The organism is Streptomyces sp. NPDC042102 (assembly GCF_055582305.1).
Genome location: NZ_JBVJDL010000015.1, coordinates 43174 through 63508, shown reverse-complemented (window position 1 = coordinate 63508; position 20335 = coordinate 43174). Strand labels below are relative to the sequence as shown.

The 20335-nt window shown below is 69.4% G+C and carries 18 protein-coding genes; 8 read left to right on the top strand and 10 right to left on the bottom strand.

What is annotated here, in order from left to right; translation table 11 throughout:
• Nucleotides 1-38: 38 nt before the first annotated feature.
• Nucleotides 39-1481, bottom strand: coding sequence for a CCA tRNA nucleotidyltransferase (locus tag ACZ6KO_RS32275; RefSeq protein WP_469307525.1), 1443 nt, complete (start codon nucleotides 1479-1481; stop codon nucleotides 39-41).
• Between the two features lie 185 nt (nucleotides 1482-1666).
• Here ACZ6KO_RS32275 and ACZ6KO_RS32270 point away from each other — a divergent pair, with 185 nt between their 5' ends.
• The 7 genes from ACZ6KO_RS32270 (at nucleotide 1667) to trxA (ending at nucleotide 11095) form a co-directional block, all read left to right on the top strand.
• Nucleotides 1667-3934, top strand: a complete 2268-nt coding sequence (locus tag ACZ6KO_RS32270) for a DUF6049 family protein (protein ID WP_469307524.1) — start codon at nucleotides 1667-1669, stop codon at nucleotides 3932-3934.
• 46 nt (nucleotides 3935-3980) lie between these two features.
• Nucleotides 3981-6152: a murein biosynthesis integral membrane protein MurJ gene (gene murJ, locus ACZ6KO_RS32265; RefSeq protein WP_469307523.1), complete on the top strand. Its 2172-nt coding sequence runs from the start codon at nucleotides 3981-3983 to the stop codon at nucleotides 6150-6152.
• Between the two features lie 117 nt (nucleotides 6153-6269).
• Entirely contained in the window at nucleotides 6270-7994 is a 1725-nt protein-coding gene (locus ACZ6KO_RS32260; RefSeq protein WP_469307522.1) for a protein kinase family protein, read from the top strand.
• A gap of 21 nt (nucleotides 7995-8015) precedes the next feature.
• Entirely contained in the window at nucleotides 8016-8705 is a 690-nt protein-coding gene (gene sigM / locus ACZ6KO_RS32255) for an RNA polymerase sigma factor SigM (protein ID WP_469307521.1), read from the top strand.
• On the top strand, nucleotides 8702-9607 hold the full coding sequence (locus tag ACZ6KO_RS32250) for an anti-sigma factor (RefSeq protein WP_469307520.1): 906 nt from the start codon (nucleotides 8702-8704) through the stop codon (nucleotides 9605-9607). The genes sigM and ACZ6KO_RS32250 overlap by 4 nt, the downstream gene beginning before the upstream one ends.
• A 127-nt stretch (nucleotides 9608-9734) precedes the next feature.
• Nucleotides 9735-10694: a thioredoxin-disulfide reductase gene (gene trxB, locus ACZ6KO_RS32245; RefSeq protein ID WP_469307519.1), complete on the top strand. Its 960-nt coding sequence runs from the start codon at nucleotides 9735-9737 to the stop codon at nucleotides 10692-10694.
• Between the two features lie 59 nt (nucleotides 10695-10753).
• Nucleotides 10754-11095: a thioredoxin gene (gene trxA / locus ACZ6KO_RS32240; RefSeq protein WP_401444780.1), complete on the top strand. Its 342-nt coding sequence runs from the start codon at nucleotides 10754-10756 to the stop codon at nucleotides 11093-11095.
• Between the two features lie 116 nt (nucleotides 11096-11211).
• Here trxA and ACZ6KO_RS32235 read toward each other — a convergent pair whose 3' ends face one another.
• The 9 genes from ACZ6KO_RS32235 to rpmH all read right to left on the bottom strand — a co-directional run bounded on the left by ACZ6KO_RS32235 (nucleotide 11212) and on the right by rpmH (nucleotide 17575).
• On the bottom strand, nucleotides 11212-11829 hold the full coding sequence (locus tag ACZ6KO_RS32235; protein WP_401444783.1) for a GNAT family N-acetyltransferase: 618 nt from the start codon (nucleotides 11827-11829) through the stop codon (nucleotides 11212-11214).
• A gap of 79 nt (nucleotides 11830-11908) precedes the next feature.
• Entirely contained in the window at nucleotides 11909-12994 is a 1086-nt protein-coding gene (locus tag ACZ6KO_RS32230; RefSeq protein ID WP_469307518.1) for a ParB/RepB/Spo0J family partition protein, read from the bottom strand.
• On the bottom strand, nucleotides 12991-14073 hold the full coding sequence (locus ACZ6KO_RS32225) for a ParA family protein (RefSeq protein WP_469307517.1): 1083 nt from the start codon (nucleotides 14071-14073) through the stop codon (nucleotides 12991-12993). The genes ACZ6KO_RS32230 and ACZ6KO_RS32225 overlap by 4 nt, the downstream gene beginning before the upstream one ends.
• 229 nt (nucleotides 14074-14302) lie before the next feature.
• Nucleotides 14303-15046 carry a 16S rRNA (guanine(527)-N(7))-methyltransferase RsmG gene (rsmG, locus tag ACZ6KO_RS32220; protein ID WP_469307516.1) on the bottom strand — a complete coding sequence of 248 codons (744 nt, stop codon included), beginning with the start codon at nucleotides 15044-15046 and terminating at the stop codon, nucleotides 14303-14305.
• 84 nt (nucleotides 15047-15130) lie between these two features.
• Nucleotides 15131-15643: a Jag family protein gene (locus tag ACZ6KO_RS32215; RefSeq protein ID WP_219664618.1), complete on the bottom strand. Its 513-nt coding sequence runs from the start codon at nucleotides 15641-15643 to the stop codon at nucleotides 15131-15133.
• A gap of 15 nt (nucleotides 15644-15658) precedes the next feature.
• A complete protein-coding gene (gene yidC, locus ACZ6KO_RS32210; RefSeq protein WP_469307515.1) occupies nucleotides 15659-16762 on the bottom strand; it encodes a membrane protein insertase YidC in 1104 nt (367 codons plus the stop codon).
• Nucleotides 16763-16765: 3 nt separating this feature from the next.
• Nucleotides 16766-17047, bottom strand: a complete 282-nt coding sequence (gene yidD, locus ACZ6KO_RS32205; protein WP_076043740.1) for a membrane protein insertion efficiency factor YidD — start codon at nucleotides 17045-17047, stop codon at nucleotides 16766-16768.
• Nucleotides 17044-17418 (bottom strand): ribonuclease P protein component, encoded by a 375-nt coding sequence (rnpA, locus tag ACZ6KO_RS32200; RefSeq protein WP_469307514.1) that lies wholly within the window; start codon nucleotides 17416-17418, stop codon nucleotides 17044-17046. Before rnpA ends, yidD begins: the two co-directional genes overlap by 4 nt.
• A gap of 19 nt (nucleotides 17419-17437) precedes the next feature.
• Complete coding sequence (gene rpmH / locus ACZ6KO_RS32195; protein ID WP_351310997.1) at nucleotides 17438-17575, bottom strand: 50S ribosomal protein L34; 138 nt, start codon at nucleotides 17573-17575, stop codon at nucleotides 17438-17440.
• A 236-nt stretch (nucleotides 17576-17811) separates the two neighbouring features.
• Between rpmH and dnaA the strand changes: the two genes are divergently transcribed.
• Nucleotides 17812-19701: a chromosomal replication initiator protein DnaA gene (gene dnaA, locus ACZ6KO_RS32190; RefSeq protein WP_469307513.1), complete on the top strand. Its 1890-nt coding sequence runs from the start codon at nucleotides 17812-17814 to the stop codon at nucleotides 19699-19701.
• The last annotated feature ends 634 nt before the right edge of the window (nucleotides 19702-20335 follow it).

Genomic DNA, 20335 nt, shown 5'->3' with positions numbered 1-20335 from the left:
GCGCGATGTTTCACGTGAAACATCGCGCGGGGCGTCGCTCAGGCCTGTCCGGCCCACCAGTCCTTGAGGGCCGCCACCGCCGCGTCGCGGCCCATCGGACCGTTCTCCAGCCGCAGCTCCAGCAGGAACGCATAGGCCTTGCCGATCACCGGGCCGGGACCCACGCCGAGAGTCTGCATGATCTCGTTGCCGTCCAGGTCGGGCCGGATCGCGTCCAGCTCCTCCTGCTCCTTGAGCTGGGCGATCCGCTCCTCCAGGCCGTCGTAGGCGCGGGAGAGCGCGGAAGCCTTGCGCTTGTTGCGGGTGGTGCAGTCCGAGCGGGTCAGCTTGTGCAGCCGCTCCAGCAGCGGGCCGGCGTCGCGGACGTACCGGCGGACGGCGGAGTCGGTCCACTCGCCGTCGCCGTAGCCGTGGAAGCGCAGGTGCAGCTCCACGAGTCGGGAGACGTCCTTGACCATGTCGTTGGAGTACTTCAGCGCGGTCATGCGCTTCTTGGTCATCTTCGCGCCCACCATCTCGTGGTGATGGAACGAGACCCGGCCGTCGCTCTCGAACCGGCGCGTACGCGGCTTGCCGATGTCATGGAGCAGGGCGGCCAGCCGCAGCACGAGGTCGGGGCCGTCCTCCTCCAGATCGATCGCCTGCTCCAGCACGATCAGCGAGTGGTCGTAGACGTCCTTGTGCCGGTGGTGTTCGTCACTCTCCAGCCGCAGGGCCGGCAGCTCGGGCAGGACGTGGTCGGCCAGACCGGAGTCGACCAGCAGCCCCAGGCCCTTGCGCGGGTACGCGGCCAGCAGCAGCTTGTTCAGCTCCGCCTGGACCCGCTCGGCCGAGACGATCTCGATCCGGTCGGACATCGCCTTCATCGCGGCGACCACCTCGGGAGCCACCTCGAAATCGAGCTGGGCCGCGAAGCGGGCCGCGCGCATCATGCGCAGCGGGTCGTCGGAGAAGGAGTCCTCGGGGGTGCCCGGAGTGCGCAGGATCCGCGCCTGGAGGTCCTCCAGACCACCGTGCGGGTCGATGAAGCGCTGCTCGGGCAGTGCCAGGGCCATGGCGTTGACCGTGAAGTCGCGGCGGACCAGGTCCTCCTCGATGGAGTCGCCGTAGGACACCTCGGGCTTGCGCGAGGTCCTGTCGTACGCCTCCGACCGGTAGGTCGTGACCTCGATCTGGAAGCTGTCCTTCTGGGCGCCGATCGTGCCGAAGGCGATACCGACGTCCCACACCGAGTCCGCCCACGGCCGGACGATCTTCAGAACGTCCTCGGGGCGGGCGTCGGTCGTGAAATCCAGATCGTTACCAAGACGCCCGAGCAGTGCGTCGCGGACCGAACCGCCGACCAGGGCGAGGTGGAAGCCCGCCTCCTGGAACCGGCGGCCGAGCTCGTCGGCGACAGGGGCGACCCGCAGCAGTTCGCTCACCGCACGGTGCTGCACCTGGGTCAGGGCACTGGGATTGTCTTCGTTGGCGTTCGGCACAACAGAAAAGGGTACGTGCCCCGCCCGGCCGGGGCGTCACCGTTTTACGGCGACCCCGGCACCGCGCACCGCCCTGCCAGGCCCGATCATGTGGGGCAAGGCGCGGCACTCGCGCACAGCGGGCCTCGTTACCATGCGTAGACGCACAAACGACGACCACTGACACTTCGAGGACGGGCGAGCGCGTGGCCGAGGCGGCTGACATCCAGGGGGCCTCCCCCGCTCCTGCCCGCCGCCGCTGGCTGCGGCGGGCGGTCGTCCTGCTGGCCGGGACGCCCGTGCTCGCCGCTCTGGTCTACGCCCCCGCGCCCGGCGCCCAGGCCGCCGAGACGACCGGTGGCGACAGTGTCGACGTCCAGCTGGACGCCGTGACTCCGGCCGCCCCCGTCAAGGGCGACACGCTCACCATCTCCGGCAAGATCGTGAACAACAGCCACGAGACGATCACGGGCGGGCACGTGGGCCTGCGGGTCGGCCCGGTCCTGGCCGACCGGGACGCGATCGACGAGGCCGCCGACCGGACCGACTACCGCCCCGGCAGCGACCCCGCCGAGATCGACCAGGGCTACTCGGTGAAGCTCCCCGCGCTGCCGGCGAAGGCCGACCAGGAGTTCACGCTCAAGGTCCCGGTCAACAAGCTGGACCTGCCCAAGGACGGCGTCTACCAACTGGGCGTCTCCGTGTCCGGGGAAGCCGGCGGACGGACTTCCGAGCAGGTCCTCGGTATCGAGCGGACCTTCCTGCCCTGGCAGCCCGAAGCGGCGGCCAAGCGCTCCCAGATCTCGTACGTGTGGCCACTGATCTCCACAACCCACCTGACAGCGGAGACCGGCTCCGACCGGACCCAGACGCCCGTCTTCCTCAACGACGACCTCGCTGCCGAGCTGGAACCCGGTGGCCGTCTGGACCAGATGGTCAGTCTCGGCAAGGAGCTGCCCGTCACCTGGGTCATCGATCCCGACCTGCTCAACACGGTCGACGCGATGGCCGAGGGCTACCGGGTGCGCACACCGGACGGCAAGAGCGTCCCGGGGCGCAACAAAGCGGTCGCCGAGCGGTGGCTGAGCTCCCTGGAGGCGGCGGTCCAGGGCAAGAAGGTCGTCGCGCTGCCCTTCGCCGACCCCGATCTCGCCTCCCTCGCCCACCACGGCAAGGACGTCTCCGGCACCCTGGGCCAGCTCCGGCCGGCCACCGACAAGGCCAGGAAGGCCGTCGAGACCGTCCTGCACGTGACCCCGTCCACGGACTTCTCCTGGCCGGTGAACGGCGCCATCGACCCGGCGATCGTCAACGTCGCCACCTCCGCCGGCGCCCACAACGTGCTCACCCGCAGCGACAGCCTCCAGGAGAGCGGGGGCCTCGGCTACACCCCGTCCGCGCCGCGGCCGATCGGGGCGGGCGTCACCGCCGTCGTCGCCGACGCCCGCCTGTCCACCGCCTTCGAGGGCGACATGCTGGCCGTCGAGAACTCCGTCCTGGCCGTGCAGCAGTTCCTGGCCCAGTCCCTGGCCCTGAACCTGCAGAACACCGACCAGCAGCGCAGCTTCGTCGTCGCCCCGCAGCGCATGCCCTCCTCCAGCCAGGTCCAGTCGATGGCGGCCGCCCTGCGCGCGCTCCAGGCCGGCCGCTGGACCCAGCCCCAGGACCTGGAGGCCGCGGCGGCCGCCAAGCCCGATCCGGGTGCCACCACCCAGGTGCCCGGCGCCGGCCAGTACCCGGAGGCCCTGAGCAAGCAGGAGCTCCCGCAGAGCGCCTTCGAGCAGATCCGCACCACCCAGAACACCCTGGACCACTTCAAGGTGATCCTCTCCGCTCCCGACCGCGTCGAGATCCCCTTCGGCAACACCACGAACCGGGAGATGTCCACCTCCTGGCGCGGCCGGCCGCAGGAGGCCCGGATCTACCGCGAGGGCGTCCAGCAGTATCTGATCGGGCTCACCGAGAAGGTGCAGCTGATCCCCAAGACCGACGCGACTCTTTCCGGGCACAGCGCCACCATCCCCGTCACCGTCCAGAACCAGCTCGTGCAGGACGTGCAGGGGCTCGTGCTGCGGGTGAAGTCCGCCAACCCCACCCGCCTGATGTTCGGCGACGGCGGCCAGCAGGACGTCACGGTCCAGGCCGAGCACAGCCAGACCCTGAAGTTCACCGCCAACGCCACCGCCAGCGGTCCCGTCGAGGTCACCGCGCAGCTCTACACCAAGGACGGCGTGCCCTACGGCAAGGAACGCAAGTTCATCGTCGAGGCCACGGAGATCACCCCGACCGTGATGTTCGTCATCGCAGGCGGCATGCTTCTCCTCGTACTCGCGGGCATCAAGATGTACGCCAGCCGCAAACGTGTCGCCGCGCGTGCTGCCGCCGAGGAGAACACGCAGCAGAGTGACGAGTCACCGGACACCGGAGCGCAAAGCACCGGCACGTCCGGCCCGGGTGAGACAGTGGACCGTTGAGCGATGCCGTGGCCGGTCGGCCTGGGGACGATGAGGTGGGGTTTCGATGAACGCGCCGTACGACGACCGCGCGCAGGGCGCAGGCGTGCCCGCGCCCTCCCAGGGCACGGCTCCCGGCACCCCCGTGCCGGGGCAGGTGCCGCCGCCGGCCCACGCGCCGGACCGTGACCCCTACGTCCAGGACGCCTACGCCTTCGATCCGTACCGGGCGCAGGACCTGTCGGCACAGGACCCCGTCGGCGAGGCCCTCTACGACCGGGCCGCGCACCCCCCGCCGCCCCCGGGCACCTACCAGGAGCCGAACCCGCTCTACGCGGCCCCGCCGGCCCCTTCCTACGCCCCGGACCCGCAGGTATGGGCCCAGACGCCGCCGCCCGAGCCGGACGGCCCCTCCCGCCACCTGCCGTACGGCGACCGGACGACCACCACGCAGTTCGTCGGGGTGGACTCCCTGGTGACGCACTCGGCGGAGGAGGAGTCCGAGCCGGACGCCTTCGCGCACCTGTACAAGGACCAGCAGGCCGCCCCCGGTGCCCCCGTCGAGGAGGCCCCGGTCGCGGCGCCCGCGCCCAGCAAGCCCGCCGGACGCGCCGCCGGGCTGCTCAAGTCCAGCGCCCTGATGGCCGCCGGCACGATCGTCTCCCGCCTGACCGGCTTCCTGAAGACGCTCGCCATCGCCGCCGCGATCGGCGTCGGCACGTTCAACGACACCTACCAGGTCGCCAACACCCTGCCGACGATGATCTACGTCCTGGTCGGCGGCGGCGCCCTCAACGCCGTCTTCATCCCGCAGCTCGTGCGGGCGATGAAGAACGACGACGACGGGGGAGAGGCCTACGCCAACCGGCTGCTGACCCTGGTCGTCGTGCTGCTCGCGGCGGTCACCACCATCTGTGTCCTCGCGGCGCCGGTGTTCATCACGATGATGTCGCCGAAGATCGCTTCCGACCCGAAGCAGATGGAAGTGGCGACGGCGTTCGCCCGCTACTGCCTGCCGACGATGTTCTTCATGGGCATCCACGTGGTCCTCGGTCAGATCCTCAACGCCCGGGGCCGCTTCGGCGCGATGATGTGGACCCCGGTCCTGAACAACATCGTCGTCATCGCCACCTTCGGCGCCTTCATCTGGGCCTTCGGCGGCTTCACCACCTCCGGCGTCAGCAGCGCCACCGTCACCCCCGAGGGCGTGCGTCTGCTGGGTCTGGGCACCCTGCTCGGTCTGGTCGTCCAGGCCCTGGCGATGCTGCCCTACCTGCGCGACGCCGGCTTCAAGCCGCGCCTGCGCTTCGACTGGCGGGGCCACGGTCTGGGCAAGGCCGCGCGCCTGGCCAAGTGGACGTTCTTCTTCGTCCTCGCCAACCAGATCGGCCTGGTCGTCGTCACCCAGCTCGCCACCTGGGCCGGCTCCGTCGCCGAGAAGCAGGGCCACCCCGGCACCGGCATCACCGCCTACAACTACGCGCTGCTGCTGTGGCAGATGCCGCAGGCCATCATCACGGTCTCCGTCATGACGGCCGTCCTGCCGCGCATCTCGCGCTCCGCGCACGACGGGGACGCCGCCGCCGTCCGCGACGACATCTCCTACGGCCTGCGCACCTCGGCCGTCGCGATCGTGCCCTGCGCCTTCGCGTTCCTGGCCCTCGGCGTGCCGATGGCCACCCTGCTCTACGCGGGCTCCGGTTCGGGCGCCCAGAACATCGGCTACGTCCTGATGGCCTTCGGCCTCGGACTGATCCCGTACTCGGTGCAGTACGTCGTCCTGCGCGGCTTCTACGCCTACGAGGACACCCGCACCCCCTTCTACAACACGGTGATCGTCGCGGGCGTCAACGCGGCGGTCTCCGCGCTGGCCTTCTTCGTGCTGCCGGCCCGCTGGGCCGTGGTCGGCATGGCCGCCGCCTACGGTCTCGGCTTCGCGGTCGGTGTCACCGTCGCCTGGCGCCGGCTGCGCAAGCGCTTGGGCGGAGACCTCGACGGCGCACGCGTGATCCGCACCTACGCCCGCCTGGCCGGGGCCTGCCTCCCCGCCGCCCTCGTCGCCGGTGCCGCCGCGTACGCCATCACCCGCGCGCTGGGAAGCGGAGCTCTCGCATCCGCGGCCTCCCTGGCAGCCGGAATCGTGCTGCTGGCGGCCGTCTTCCTCGCCGCCGCCAAGCGCATGCGCATCGAGGAGCTCAACGCGATGGTCGGGATGGTGCGCGGGCGTCTGGGGCGCTGATGCGCACAACCATCACGCCCCTTCGTGTGTCGTGCATAGCGGCTGACTGTGGGCACAATTGGCATGGCTTCGCAGACTGGCCGACAGCGCGCAACGGATGGGGAGGCAGGAACGACGGTGGCGGAACGTAGCACGGCTGCCGTCGACGTGGCCGACAACAGCGGCGACGAGCCGCTGGCCGCACAGGCGGCCAAGGCCACGGCCGACGGGGTGGAAGCCCAGAACGGACGAGCCGCGGACGGACCCATGCCCGAATCGGACGGTGAACGGAAGGCGGCAGTACCGACCGCCGCGCCCGAACTCCACAGCGGCCACAAGCTCGCCAGACGCTACCGGCTCGAGGAGTGCGTCACCCGTCTGGACGGATTCAGCAGCTGGCGTGCGATGGACGAGAAGCTGCGGCGTGCCGTCGGCGTCCACCTGCTGCCCGCCGACCACCCCCGGGCCCGCAGCGTGCTGGCCGCGGCCCGCTCCTCCGCTCTCCTCGGCGACCCCCGGTTCGTCCAGGTCCTCGACGCCGTGGAGGAGAACGACCTCGTCTACGTCGTCCACGAGTGGCTGCCCGATGCCACCGAGCTGACCACGATCCTCACCGCCGGCCCCCTGGAACCCCACGAGGCGTACCAGCTCGTCAGCCAGATCTCCCAGGCCATGGCCGCCGCCCACCGCGAGGGCCTGGCCCATCTGCGGCTCACCCCCAGCGCGATACTGCGCACCTCCACCGGCCAGTACCGCATCCGCGGCCTCGCGGTGAACGCCGCTCTGCGCGGCATCACCAGCGACACCCCGCAGCGTGCCGACACCGAGGCGATCGGCGCCCTGCTGTACGCCTCCCTCACCCAGCGCTGGCCCTACGAGAGCGACGCGTACGGCCTCAGCGGCCTGCCCAAGGGTGTCGGGCTGCTCCCCCCGGACCAGGTCCGCGCCGGTGTCCACCGCGGCCTGGGCGAGCTCGCCATGCGGGCCCTCGCCAACGACGGCGCCACCGCCTCCCGGCAGGAACCCGCCTGCACCACCCCCGAGGAGCTGGCCAAGGCCGTTGCCGCGATGCCCCGCATCCGGCCCCCGGAGCCCGCCTTCACCGCCCCGCCGGAGTACCAGCACACCACCTACCAGCAGGGCTACGGTCGTCCCGCGCCGCGTCCCGGCTCTCCCGCCACCGCGACGATCCCCGTGCAGCCCCCTCCGGCCCCGCTGCAGAGCCGTACCGGCCGCGTCCTGAAGTGGGGCGTCGCAGCCCTGCTCATCGCCGCGCTGGGCCTGGGCAGCTGGCAGCTCGCCGACGCCCTCCTGGACCACGCCAACGGGGACGGCGGGACCAGTACGTCGCAGACCCCGAAGAACGGCGAAGAGCCCCAGAAGAAGCCGGAAGTGGGCGGGGCCCTCAAGATCAAGGACGCCTCGGTCTTCGGCTCGGATGCCATGAACGCCGCGAAGGCCGGGAACGCCGTCGACGGCAAGAGCGACACGTCGTGGACCACCAAGACGTTCCTCACCGATCCCGACTTCGGCCGCCTGGAAGGCTACGACGACGGCACCGGCATCGTCGTCGATCTCGGCAGCGTCCAGGAGGTAATGGGCCTTGACGTGGAGCTGACCGCCGCCGGGCAAAAGATCCAGGTTCGCGCCGCCGCACCGGAGGCTTCCTCACCCCATTCCCTCAGCGAGTTCCCGCAGGAGCTCATGAAGCTGGGGACCAAGGAGAAGAAGCTGCACGCCACCGTGGACAACCCGATCAGAACCCAGTATGTGCTGATCCACATCACCTCACTGGCCCCTGCGGAAAGCGGCAACTACCGCGGCGGCATCAAGGAGATCAAGGTCCTCGGCAAAGCCGGCTGACTTCGGTCAGGGGGAGGTGTGATGCACGACGCGACGACCGGTGAGGACAGCGACCGGGATCTGCTCGCCCGGCATGTCGCCGGGGACCCCGACGCCTTCGGGGAGCTCGTACGCCGGCACCGCGACCGACTGTGGGCCGTCGCCCTGCGCACCCTGGGCGACCCCGAGGAGGCCGCCGACGCCGTCCAGGACGCCCTGGTCTCCGCCTACCGGGCCGCTCACACCTTCCGTGGTGAATCGGCCGTCACCACCTGGCTGCACCGCATCACCGTCAACGCCTGCCTCGACCGGGCCCGCAAGGCGGCCTCCCGCAGAACCTCTCCCCTCGACGACACCGAGCGTCTGGAGAGCCTGCTGGAGCCCCATGAGTCCGCCGAGGCTCCCGTCGAGCGCCACGACCTCCACCGGCAGCTGCTGGCCGCCCTGAGCACCCTTCCCGCCGACCAGCGGGCCGCTCTGGTCCTGGTCGACATGCAGGCTTACCCCGTCGCCGAAGCCGCGCGCATCCTCGGCGTCCCCACCGGAACCGTCAAGAGCCGATGCGCCCGCGGCCGGGCGAAACTCGTCCCGATGCTCACTCATCTGCGCACGAATGCCGGGGATAAGTCCATGTCGGAGCGGGGAAGGAACCGGTCGCAGGACAATCCCGTCCCACCAGCGGCAGAACCCAGGGACCCAGATGCTGTGAAGGGCGGAGGTGGACGAACGTGAGCCCCACTCCTGGCGCGCCCGGCACGGTCCGGCACCCGGATGTCTCGGAGATCTCCGACCTCGCCGAAGGCCTGCTCTCCCCGACCCGTTCCGCGGAGGTACGCAGCCACCTCACCGACTGCGTGCTGTGCGCGGACGTCCGGACCTCGCTGGAGGAGATCCGGTCCTTGCTCGGCACCCTCCCGGGGCCTGCCCGTATGCCCTCCGACATCGCCGGCCGCATCGATGCCGCCCTGGCCGCCGAAGCCCTCCTGGACGCCACGTCCCCCCGGACCGACGAGGGCACGCCCGGCACCGCGCCCGCTCCTGCCCCCGCTCGCCATGTTTCACGTGAAACGTCGGCGCCCGTCCGTCCCGCCGGACGTCCCCGTGCTGCCACCGGGCCCGGCCGGAAGCGGCGCCAGGCCGTCCTGGCCGGCCTCACGGCGGCTGCCGCCCTCAGCCTCGGGGTCTTCCTCCTCCAGCTCCCCTGGGGCCAGGAGCAGCAGAGCGGCTCGAAGGACGCCGCAGCCTCCGTCCTCACCAGCCCCTCGGACTCCGCGGCGTTCTCCGAAGGCGGCCTCGAGGCCCAGGTACGCGAACTGCTCGGCCCTCCCACCCAGAGCCGCAAGAGCACCCCGGACTCCCAGAACGGCCTCAGCGCCACCGAATCCGGTCCGGGCGACACCGAACGGCAGGGGGGCGGCATCCCGGGGTGTATCCAGCAGGGCACCGGGCGTACGGAGGCACCGCTGGCCACCGAACGGGGGACGTACAACGGCGTGAACGTCTACCTCGTCGTTCTCCCGCACCCGGGTGACGCCACCCGCGTCGACGCCTATCTCGTGGACTCCGCCTGCGAAAACGCCCCTGCGGCCGCCGCCGGGGAGCTCGTCCTGACGCGCACCTTCAGCCGGCTCTGAGGGCTGCGGGCGATCACACGGGCAACGTGGGAATGCGCGCGCCATAGGATCGGTTGGGTGGGGTGAGAGTCCGCACCGGCCCCCCTCCGGTAAGCAGCAGCAGTCCGCAGAGACGAGGAAGAAACCCGTGAGCGACGTCCGAAACGTGATCATCATCGGCTCCGGGCCGGCCGGCTACACCGCCGCCCTGTACACCGCACGCGCTTCGCTCAAGCCCCTGGTCTTCGAGGGCGCCGTCACCGCCGGTGGCGCGCTGATGAACACCACCGACGTCGAGAACTTCCCGGGCTTCCGCGACGGCATCATGGGCCCCGACCTCATGGACAACATGCGCGCCCAGGCCGAGCGCTTCGGCGCCGAGCTGGTCCCCGACGACGTCATCTCCGTCGACCTCGCCGGCGAGATCAAGACCGTCACCGACACCGCCGGTACCGTCCACCGCGCCAAGGCCGTCATCGTGACGACCGGCTCGCAGCACCGCAAGCTCGGTCTTCCCAACGAGGACGCGCTCTCCGGCCGTGGCGTCTCGTGGTGCGCGACCTGCGACGGCTTCTTCTTCAAGGACCAGGACATCGCTGTCATCGGCGGCGGTGACACCGCGATGGAGGAGGCCACCTTCCTCTCGCGGTTCGCCAAGTCCGTCACCATCGTGCACCGCCGCGACAGCCTGCGCGCCTCCAAGGCCATGCAGGACCGCGCCTTCGCCGACCCGAAGATCAAGTTCGCCTGGGACAGCGAGGTCGCCGAGATCCACGGCGACCAGAAGCTCTCCCACCTGACCCTGCGCAACACCAAGACCGGCGAGACCTCTCCGCTCGCCGTGACCGGTCTGTTCATCGCCGTCGGCCACGACCCGCGCACCGAGCTCTTCAAGGGTCAGCTCGAGCTGGACGAGGAGGGCTACCTCAAGGTCGACGCGCCCTCCACCCGTACCAACGTGACCGGCGTGTTCGGTGCGGGCGACGTCGTCGACCACACCTACCGTCAGGCCATCACCGCCGCCGGTACCGGCTGCTCCGCCGCTCTCGACGCCGAGCGTTTCCTCGCCGCCCTCACGGACGCCGAGCACGCCACGGCCACGGTCTGATTGCACCGTCGTCCCATCCCCACACCCCACACCCCGCAGTAGAGAAAAAGGAGGCCGCTGTGGCCGGCACCCTGAAGAACGTGACCGATGCGACGTTCGACGAGGACGTCCTGAAGAGCGACAAGCCCGTCCTGGTGGACTTCTGGGCCGAGTGGTGCGGCCCGTGCCGTCAGATCGCCCCGTCCCTGGAGGCCATCGCGGCCGACTACGGCGACGAGATCGAGATCGTCAAGCTCAACATCGACCAGAACCCGGACACGGCCGCCAAGTACGGCGTCATGTCCATCCCGACGCTGAACGTCTACCAGGGCGGCGAGGTCGTCAAGACCATCGTCGGTGCCAAGCCGAAGGCTGCGATCCTCCGTGACCTCGACGGTTTCGTGACCCTCAAGCAGGCCTGACCGCCACACCGTTTCACGTGAAACGGGGCCGCTCCCCGAGAGGGGAGCGGCCCCGTTCGCATACGCGGAGACCGATGGCCGAGGCGTACTCGCGGACACCCTCACAGCAGACGCACTCACAGCGGACGCAGCACCGGCTCCTTGCGGGCCGCGCCCAGCAGCCGGTCCAGCGCCAGCTCGACGTCCTCCTTCCAGGACAAGGTCGAGCGCAGCTCCAGCCTCAGCCGCGGATGCGTGGGGTGCGGACGCACCGTCTTGAACCCCACCGCCAAGAGGTGGTCCGCCGGCAGCAGGCATCGCGGCCCGTCCCACCGTGCGTCTCCGAAAGCCTCGATCGCCCGGAACCCCCGGCGCAACAGATCCTTGGCGACCGTCTGCACCATGACCCGGCCCAGCCCCTGTCCCTGATACCCCGGCACGATCAGAGCGGTGATCAGCTGAACGGCGTCCGGTGACACCGGACTCGTCGGGAACGCCGTGGACCGCGGCACGTACGCCGGCGGTGCATACAACACGAACCCCACGGCGACATCGTCGACGTAGACCACCCGGCCGCAGGATCCCCACTCCAGCAGCACCGCGGAGATCCACGCCTCCTTCTCCAGCTCGGCCCGGCCCGCCTTCACGGCGGCCTCGCCGCTGACCGGGTCAAGCTCCCAGAAGACGCAGGACCGGCAACGGCTCGGCAGATCCCGGAGGTTGTCCAGCGTGAGTGGTACCAGCCGACGACCCATGAACGCATCGTATAAGGGCAAAGGGCGGGCCGCACCGGTCAACCACCGGCACGACCCGCCCCGTGGGACGACCCTGAACTCACTCTCCGGCGAGTCCCTGCTCCAGCACCCGGCCCTCGCCCGGCGCCAGCGTGCCCAGGATGCGCTCCAGATCCTCCATCGACGCGAACTCGACGGTGATCTTGCCCTTCTTCTGACCCAGGTCCACCTTCACCCGCGTCTCGAACCGGTCCGACAGCCGTGTGGCCAGCTCGCTCAGCGCCGGGGACACCCGGGCACCCGCCCGCGGACCCTTCGGCTTCACTGTGCTCCCCGTCTCGGCCGCCATCAGCGTGACGATCTCCTCGACGGCCCGCACCGACAGCCCCTCGGCCACGATCCGGTGCGCCAGCCGGTCCTGCTCCTCGGTGTCCTTCACCGACAGCAGTGCCCGCGCGTGACCCGCCGACAGCACACCCGCGGCAACTCGGCGCTGGACCGGCGCCGACAGGTTCAGCAACCGCAGGGTGTTCGACACCTGCGGACGCGACCGGCCGATCCGGTCGGCCAGCTGGTCGTGCGTGCAGTTGAAGTCCTGCAGCAGCTGGTCGTACGCCGCGGCTTCCTCCAGCGGGTTCAGCTGAGCCCGGTGCAGGTTCTCCAGGAGTGCGTCCAGCAGCAGCTTCTCGTCGTCCGTCGCCCGGATGATCGCCGGAATCCGCTCCAGGCCGGCCTCCCGGCATGCCCGCCACCGACGCTCGCCCATGATGAGCTCGTAGCGGTCGGCGCTCGTCTGCCGCACCACCACCGGTTGCAGGAGACCCACCTCCTGGATGGAGGTGACGAGCTCCGCGAGCGCGTCCTCGTCGAACACCTCACGCGGCTGCCGCGGGTTCGGCGTGATCGCGTCCATCGGCAGCTCGGCGAAGGTCGCCCCCGCCACCGTGTTCGTCTCCGCCGCGGCCTCGGGCTCCGCGGCGACCGCCGCGTACTCCGTTTCACGTGAAACATCGGCCTGCGCCAGCGAAGCCAGCTTCGCTGCCGCGATCCCACGCTCCGAGGTCAGTACCGGTACCGCCGACGGAGACGTCGAACCCGCGCCCACCACCGGAGGTGTCTGTTCCTGGGGAGCAGCGGGGATCAGCGCGCCGAGCCCCCGCCCCAGACCCCTACGTCGCTCACTCACTGGATCCCCTCCGCCATGCTCTGCGTGCTGTTCATGCCCGCGCCCTGATGGGCGTTCCGAGCGTCGTACTGGATTCCGGCCCCGCGCAGCGCGATCTCACGCGCCGCCTCCAGGTAGGAGAGGGAGCCGCTGGAGCCCGGGTCATAGGTGAGCACCGTCTGCCCGTAGCTCGGAGCCTCCGAGATACGCACCGAGCGCGGGATGCTCGTCCGCAGCACCTCGTCCCCGAAGTGGCTGCGCACCTCCTCGGCGACCTGCGAGGCCAGCCGGGTCCGGCCGTCGTACATGGTCAGCAGAATCGTCGACACATGCAGAGCGGGGTTCAGATGGGCCCGCACCAGATCCACGTTGCGCAGCAGCTGGCCCAGGCCCTCCAGGGCGTAGTACTCGCACTGGATGGGGATCAGCACCTCCGCGCCCGCCACCAGAGCGTTGACCGTCAGCAGGCCCAGGGACGGCGGGCAGTCGATCAGGATGTAGTCGAGCGGCTGCTCATAGGCCTGGATCGCCCGCTGGAGCCTGCTCTCGCGGGCCACCAGGGAGACGAGCTCGATCTCCGCGCCGGCCAGATCGATGGTGGCCGGTGCACAGAAGAGACCCTCGACGTCCGGCACCGGCTGGACGACCTCCAGCAGCGGTCGGCTCTCCACGAGCACGTCATAGATCGACGGGACCTCGGCGTGATGGTCGATGCCCAGAGCGGTAGAGGCGTTGCCCTGCGGATCGAGGTCGATCACCAGCACGCGTGCGCCGTGCAGAGCCAGCGAGGCCGCCACGTTCACGGTCGTCGTCGTCTTGCCGACGCCGCCCTTCTGGTTGGCCACGACCATGATCCGGGTCTGGGCGGGGCGCGGCAGACCCTCACCTGCACGGCCCAGCGCCTCTACCGCCAGCTGGGCAGCCCGGCCGATAGGGGTGTCGTTGTCCACCGGGGGCGGTGTTTCACGTGAAACATCCTCGCCCGTCGGCTCGGAGCGGGGGCCGGGGACCGGATCGGCCATGGGCCCCGCAAGGTTGGCGTCGGACCGCACGGATTCACTCTCCTCGACATCGGGCTCGCGCTGAACAGAGCCTGCCATGCCTTTGGGGTCGCGAACCAGCGGGGCCCGTACTCCTGTGGATGAATCCACCGATGTGGACAACTCTGTGCCCCCCGCTTCCTTGCGGTGACGCGGGGACGCAGCCGCACGACCGCGGCTGATGATTCCATGCAGCAGGGAGCGATGTTTCACGTGAAACACGATGCACGGGCACCGTCTTCAGCCCGCTACGACACTCCGAAATCCATACCTATAGGGGCGCATCGGATCAACGGCGACGGCGCGAACGTCCCACCCGGGCCGCCTTAGCCCGCTTGGCGGCGAACCTCACCCCACCGGGGCTCTCCCCGACCTCGACCCGCACCAGCGTCGACAGCGGGTCCACCACCCCTTCACCGACCTGGAGCACCGAGGTCTTCACCACACCGAGCTTCGCCAGCGCGACCTTCGCCGCGACCAGCTCCTCCTCGGCGGTGTCCCCCTTCAGCGCCAGCATCTCGCCGTAGGGACGCAGCAGCGGCACACCCCAGCCTGCCAGCCGGTCCAGCGGAGCCACGGCACGTGCGGTCACCACATGAACGGGCTGGAGCTTGCCCAGCATCTCCTCGGCCCTGCCGCGCACCACGGTCACGTGGTCCAGGCCCAGCAGCTCGACCGCTTCCTGGAGGAAGGTGGTACGCCGCAGCAGCGGTTCCAAGAGCGTGATCTTCAGATCCGGGCGCACCAGGGCCAGCGGGATGCCCGGCAGGCCGGCGCCGGAGCCGACGTCGCACACGGTGACCCCCTGGGGGACCGCCTCCGCCAGCACCGCACAGTTCAGCAGGTGCCGCTCCCACAGCCGGGGCACCTCGCGCGGGCCGATCAGGCCGCGCTTGACCCCGGCGTCCGCCAGCAGCTCCGCGTACCGGACAGCTTCCGGGAAATGCTCACCGAATACCGCGCGCGCCTCCTCGGGCGCCGGGGGAAGCTCTGCTGCTGCCTCCGTCACGGGGACCGTCCTTCCGTACCGCACTGTAACGACTCAGTTGCTAGGGCCAGGCTGACAAACTTCGGCCCCGCCTGCGACACAGGCGGGGCCGACCACACGTTTTCCCGGTCAGGCCGGGAGCACGACGACGAAGCGCTGCGGCTCCTCGCCCTCCGACTCGCTGCGCAGACCGGCGGCGGCCACGGCGTCGTGGACGACCTTGCGCTCGAACGGGGTCATCGGCGCCAGCTTCATCGGCTCGCCCGACGCCTTGACGTCGGCCGCGGCCTTGGCGCCCAGGGCCGCAAGCTCCTCACGCTTCTTGGCACGGAACCCGGCGATGTCCAGCATCAGCCGGCTGCGGTCCCCGGTCTCCCGGTGGACGGCCAGCCGCGTCAGCTCCTGCAGAGCTTCCAGGACCTCGCCATCACGGCCCACGAGCTTCTGCAGCTCGCGGCTCGACGAGTCGCTGATGATCGACACCGCGGCCCGGTCGGCCTCGACATCCATGTCGATGTCGCCGTCCAGATCGGCGATGTCCAGCAGACCCTCGAGGTAGTCGGCCGCGATCTCACCCTCCTGCTCCAGGCGGGTCAGGGTGTCGCCACCCTCAGCAGCGGCGGAGGTGGTGCCTTCCGTCACGGGATGGACTCCTTCTTACTTCTTGGACGAGGGCTTGGTGGGAGTCTGGCGCTGCGACTTCGACTGCCGCTTCGGCTGCTGCCGCTTGGCGGCACCGCCACTCGCCGCATCCGAATCCGCCGTGGCCTCGGCGCTCTTGATCACAGAACCGTCCGCCTGCGCGGCCAGGCCCTGCTTGGTCAGCGCCGTGATGAACTTGCGCTCGTTGTCGTTGCGGTCCGGGCCCTTGGCCACGATCGCGGCGACGACCTTCTTCTTGCCCCGGCTCTTGACCTCACCGTGCGAGGTGACGTGCTTGAGCAGACGCGTCAGGTACTGGTCCTGCGCCTTGCTGCCCGGCGTCGGGTTCTGGTTGATCACGTACATCTGCTGACCCATGGTCCAGACGTTGGTGGTCAGCCAGTACACGAGGACACCGACGGGGAAGTTGATGCCCATGACCGCGAAGATCACGGGGAAGATGTACATCAGCATCTTCTGCTGCTGCATGAACGGCGTCTTGACCGACAGGTCGACGTTCTTCTGCATCAGCTGACGCTGGGTGTAGAACTGCGACAGCGACATCAGGACGATCATGACCGCGGTCACGATCCGGACGTCGGTCAGCGAGGCGCCCAGCGCCTCGACCTTCTCCGGGCTGTCCGTGAACTTGGCGGCGATCGGCGCGCCGAAGATCTTGGCCTCACGGGCACTGTCGACCAGCTGCTGGTTCAGCACACCGATGGTCTTGCCGTTGGCGATGTTCGCGAGCACGTGGTACAGCGCGAAGAAGAACGGCGACTGCGCCAGGATGGGAAGGCACGAGGAGAGCGGGTTGGTACCCGTCTCCTTGTACAGCTTCATCATCTCTTCGGACTGACGCTGCTTGTCGTTCTTGTAGCGCTCCTGGATCGCCTTCATCTTCGGCTGGAGCGCCTGCATGCCACGCGTTGCCTTGATCTGCTTCACGAAGAGCGGGATCAGGCAGATACGGATCAGGACCACCAGGGACACGATGGACAGGCCCCAGGCCCACCCACTGTCCGCTCCGAAGATCGCGCCGTACAGCTTGTGGAACTGGACGATGATCCACGAGACGGGTGTGGTGATAAAGCTGAACAGACTGGCAATCGTGTCCACTAATCAGGCTCCTTGAGCATTGCGAGATCTACGCAACGCACTGCGCAGCTGCTCGTGCCAACGCGGGCGTTTACGGGGTGGGACATGATCCACACCACCCGGGGACCACGGATTGCACCGCAGGATCCGCCAGGCGGTCAGCGCCGTCCCTTTCACCGCACCATGCCGGTCGATGGCCGTGTACCCGTAGTGCGAACACGAGGGGTAGTAGCGGCACACCGGCCCGAGCAGCGGACTGATCGTCCACTGGTACAGCTTGATCAAAGCGAGCAGCGGGTACTTCATCGAGCCACGCCTCCCAGCAGCCGCGTCAGGGCGGCATCCAGGTCCCGGGCCAGGTCGTCATGGCCGGCGTCGCCCGCACCGGGCAACGCACGTACCACCACCAGGCTACCGGCGGGCAGCTGGGAGAGCCGCTCCCGCACCAAATGGCGCAACCGCCGCTTCACCCGGTTACGGACGACCGCAACACCTACGGCCTTGCTGACGACGAAACCCGCACGCGTCGAGGGAACTATGCCCCCCGGCTCGTGCGGGTCCGTTGAACCGCTTGTACGTAGGTGGACGACGAGGAGCGGGCGACCAGCCCGGCGGCCTCGACGTACCGCGTCCGCGAAGTCCTCGCGCCGCCTCAGCCGATTTTCGGGAGACAGCACGACGTCATGACCTGTCTGATCAGGCGGACAGGGTGGCGCGGCCCTTGCCACGGCGGGCGGCGAGGATCGCGCGACCGGCGCGGGTCCGCATCCGCAGGCGGAAACCGTGGGTCTTGGCGCGACGACGGTTGTTCGGCTGGAAGGTGCGCTTGCTCACTCGGGGGCTCCAGAGAATGAATCGTTGTGGCGGTTACATCGCCTGGCTGTCACCGTGCGCCCACGAGGAACTCGCGTGATCGCCCGAGTGGACACCGCTAAACGATCACGTGCAGTGATCTTCGCCCATCGGTAGGCAGGCGGCAGCAGCCATCGACAACTCGACCTCGTTACGGTACGCGCGGCTACGCCATCCGGTCAAACCGAGCCGACCGTGCCCCACACTGTGCACAGGCTGTGGACAACGACTTGAACCGCACCCGTCGCGCTGACTACCGTTGCTCGACCCCGGATTTTTTGTCCCGACCGTCCCAAAGAACCACACATTCGTGGGACCCCTGTGAGAGAGCGTGCTCTGTGGCTGACGTACCTGCCGATCTTGCCGCAGTGTGGCCACGCGTGCTCGAGAAGCTCCTCGGGGAAGGTCAGCAGGGCATCGAGCCCAAGGACAAGCAGTGGATCGAGCGCTGTCAGCCCCTGGCCCTCGTCGCCGACACCGCCCTGCTCGCGGTCCCCAATGAATGGGGCAAGCGCGTCCTCGAAGGCCGGCTGGCCCCGCTGATCAGCGACGCCCTCAGCCGGGAGTGCGGCCGCCCCATCCGGATCGCGATCACCGTCGACGACTCCGCCGGCGAGCCCGCGCCCCCCGTACCGCCCTCGGCCCCGCAGCGCGACGCCTACGAGCCGTACGGCGGCCAGCGCGGTCGCACCGGTCACAACGGTCACAACGGCCCTGGCGACGACCAGCTGCCGACCGCCCGTCCGGCGTACCCGGACTACCAGCAGCCGCGCCCGGAGCCCGGCGCCTGGCCGCGCGGCGGCCAGCAGGACGACTACGGCTGGCAGCAGCCCCGGCTCGGCGGCTTCCCCGAGCGCGACCCGTACGCCTCCCCGCAGCCCGGTTACCTCCAGCAGCCGGAACCTTCCGGCTACGACCAGCCGTACGAGCCGCAGGGCGGGTACGACCAGTCCGCGTACGCCAAGCCGTCGTACGACAAGCCCCCGGCCTACGACTCCGCGCCGGCCGCCCCCGGCCGTCCCTCGGCGCCGCCCCCGTCGTCCTCGGGCGGCTCCACCTCCGGTCCGCTGGAGCCGACGGCACGGCTGAACCCCAAGTACCTCTTCGACACCTTCGTCATCGGCGCCTCCAACCGCTTCGCGCACGCCGCCGCGGTCGCCGTCGCCGAAGCCCCGGCCAAGGCCTACAACCCGCTCTTCATCTACGGCGAGTCCGGCCTCGGCAAGACCCACCTGCTGCACGCCATCGGGCACTACGCCCGCAGCCTCTACCCGGGCACCCGCGTGCGCTACGTGAGCTCCGAGGAGTTCACCAACGAGTTCATCAACTCCATCCGCGACGGCAAGGGCGACGCGTTCCGCAAGCGCTACCGCGAGATGGACATCCTGCTGGTCGACGACATCCAGTTCCTCGCGAGCAAGGAGTCGACGCAGGAGGAGTTCTTCCACACCTTCAATACGCTCCACAACGCGAACAAGCAGATCGTGCTGTCATCCGACCGGCCGCCCAAGCAGCTGGTCACCCTCGAGGACCGGCTGCGCAACCGCTTCGAGTGGGGCCTGATCACCGACGTCCAGCCGCCCGAGCTGGAGACCCGTATCGCGATCCTGCGCAAGAAGGCCGTCCAGGAGCAGCTCAACGCCCCGCCGGAGGTCCTGGAGTTCATCGCCTCCCGCATCTCGCGCAACATCCGCGAGCTGGAGGGCGCGCTCATCCGGGTCACCGCCTTCGCCAGTCTCAACCGGCAGCCGGTGGACCTGGGACTGACCGAGGACGTCCTGAGGAACCTGATCCCGGGCGGCGAGGACAGCGCTCCCGAGATCACGGCGACGGACATCATGGCGGCCACGGCGGACTACTTCGGGCTGACCGTGGACGACCTGTGCGGCTCCTCGCGCAGCCGGGTCCTGGTCACGGCCCGCCAGATCGCCATGTACCTGTGCCGGGAGCTGACCGACCTGTCGCTGCCGAAGATCGGCGCCCAGTTCGGCGGCCGCGACCACACCACGGTCATGCACGCGGACCGCAAGATCCGTGCGCTGATGGCCGAGCGCCGCTCCATCTACAACCAGGTCACCGAGCTCACCAACCGCATCAAGAACGGCTAGCCGCCGGCCCCAGGGCACGCGCGCACAGCAGCGTCGGAGGGCGCTCCCGGACGTTTCCGGGAGCGCCTTTTCGGCGTATCCGGGACCGTCATACGCCGTGCACCGGGGGCGCATTCATTCAGCCGCGCGCCCCTGACCTGTTCGAATACGCCCCTTCGGAGCCAACTCATCCACAGATTCCCCGACTTTCTTCCGTCCACAGGGTGGGGACTGCGGATCTCACCCACAATTTGTCCACAGGCAAGCCTGTTGAGGGATCATCAGCCCAGCTCACAGGGGTGTGGAACTGTTGGTAAGGATGATCCACAGGCTGTGGACAAATATTTCGTCCACAGGTCTGTCCACGTCTCTGTCCACCGGCTCCCCACAGGTTGCCCGACGCTGTGCACAGGAACCGCGCTGTCCTCCACAGCCTTGTCCACTGTTCGGCAACGACGCGACCCCTCTCACCACCCGGAGTGAAAGGCGTCACACGACTGGGAACGTTTGGGCTGTGGAGTACCGGGGGAAAGCTGGGGATGCAGCTGTGGAGGATCAGGGGTGTCCTGGGGACGGCCTGTGCAGAAGTTTCTGTTCTCCACAGCACTGCCCTGTTGTCCACCGGTGTCACCCACAGGGGCAGTGGACAAAAAAC

Coding starts and splice junctions, on each gene's coding strand:
- sigM (WP_469307521.1), top strand. CDS start 8,016: ATGCACGACGCGACGACCGGTGAGGACAGCGACCGGGATCTGCTCGCC.
- ACZ6KO_RS32235 (WP_401444783.1), bottom strand. CDS start 11,829: ATGGGTCGTCGGCTGGTACCACTCACGCTGGACAACCTCCGGGATCTG.
- yidD (WP_076043740.1), bottom strand. CDS start 17,047: ATGAAGTACCCGCTGCTCGCTTTGATCAAGCTGTACCAGTGGACGATC.
- ACZ6KO_RS32225 (WP_469307517.1), bottom strand. CDS start 14,073: ATGGCAGGCTCTGTTCAGCGCGAGCCCGATGTCGAGGAGAGTGAATCC.
- murJ (WP_469307523.1), top strand. CDS start 3,981: ATGAACGCGCCGTACGACGACCGCGCGCAGGGCGCAGGCGTGCCCGCG.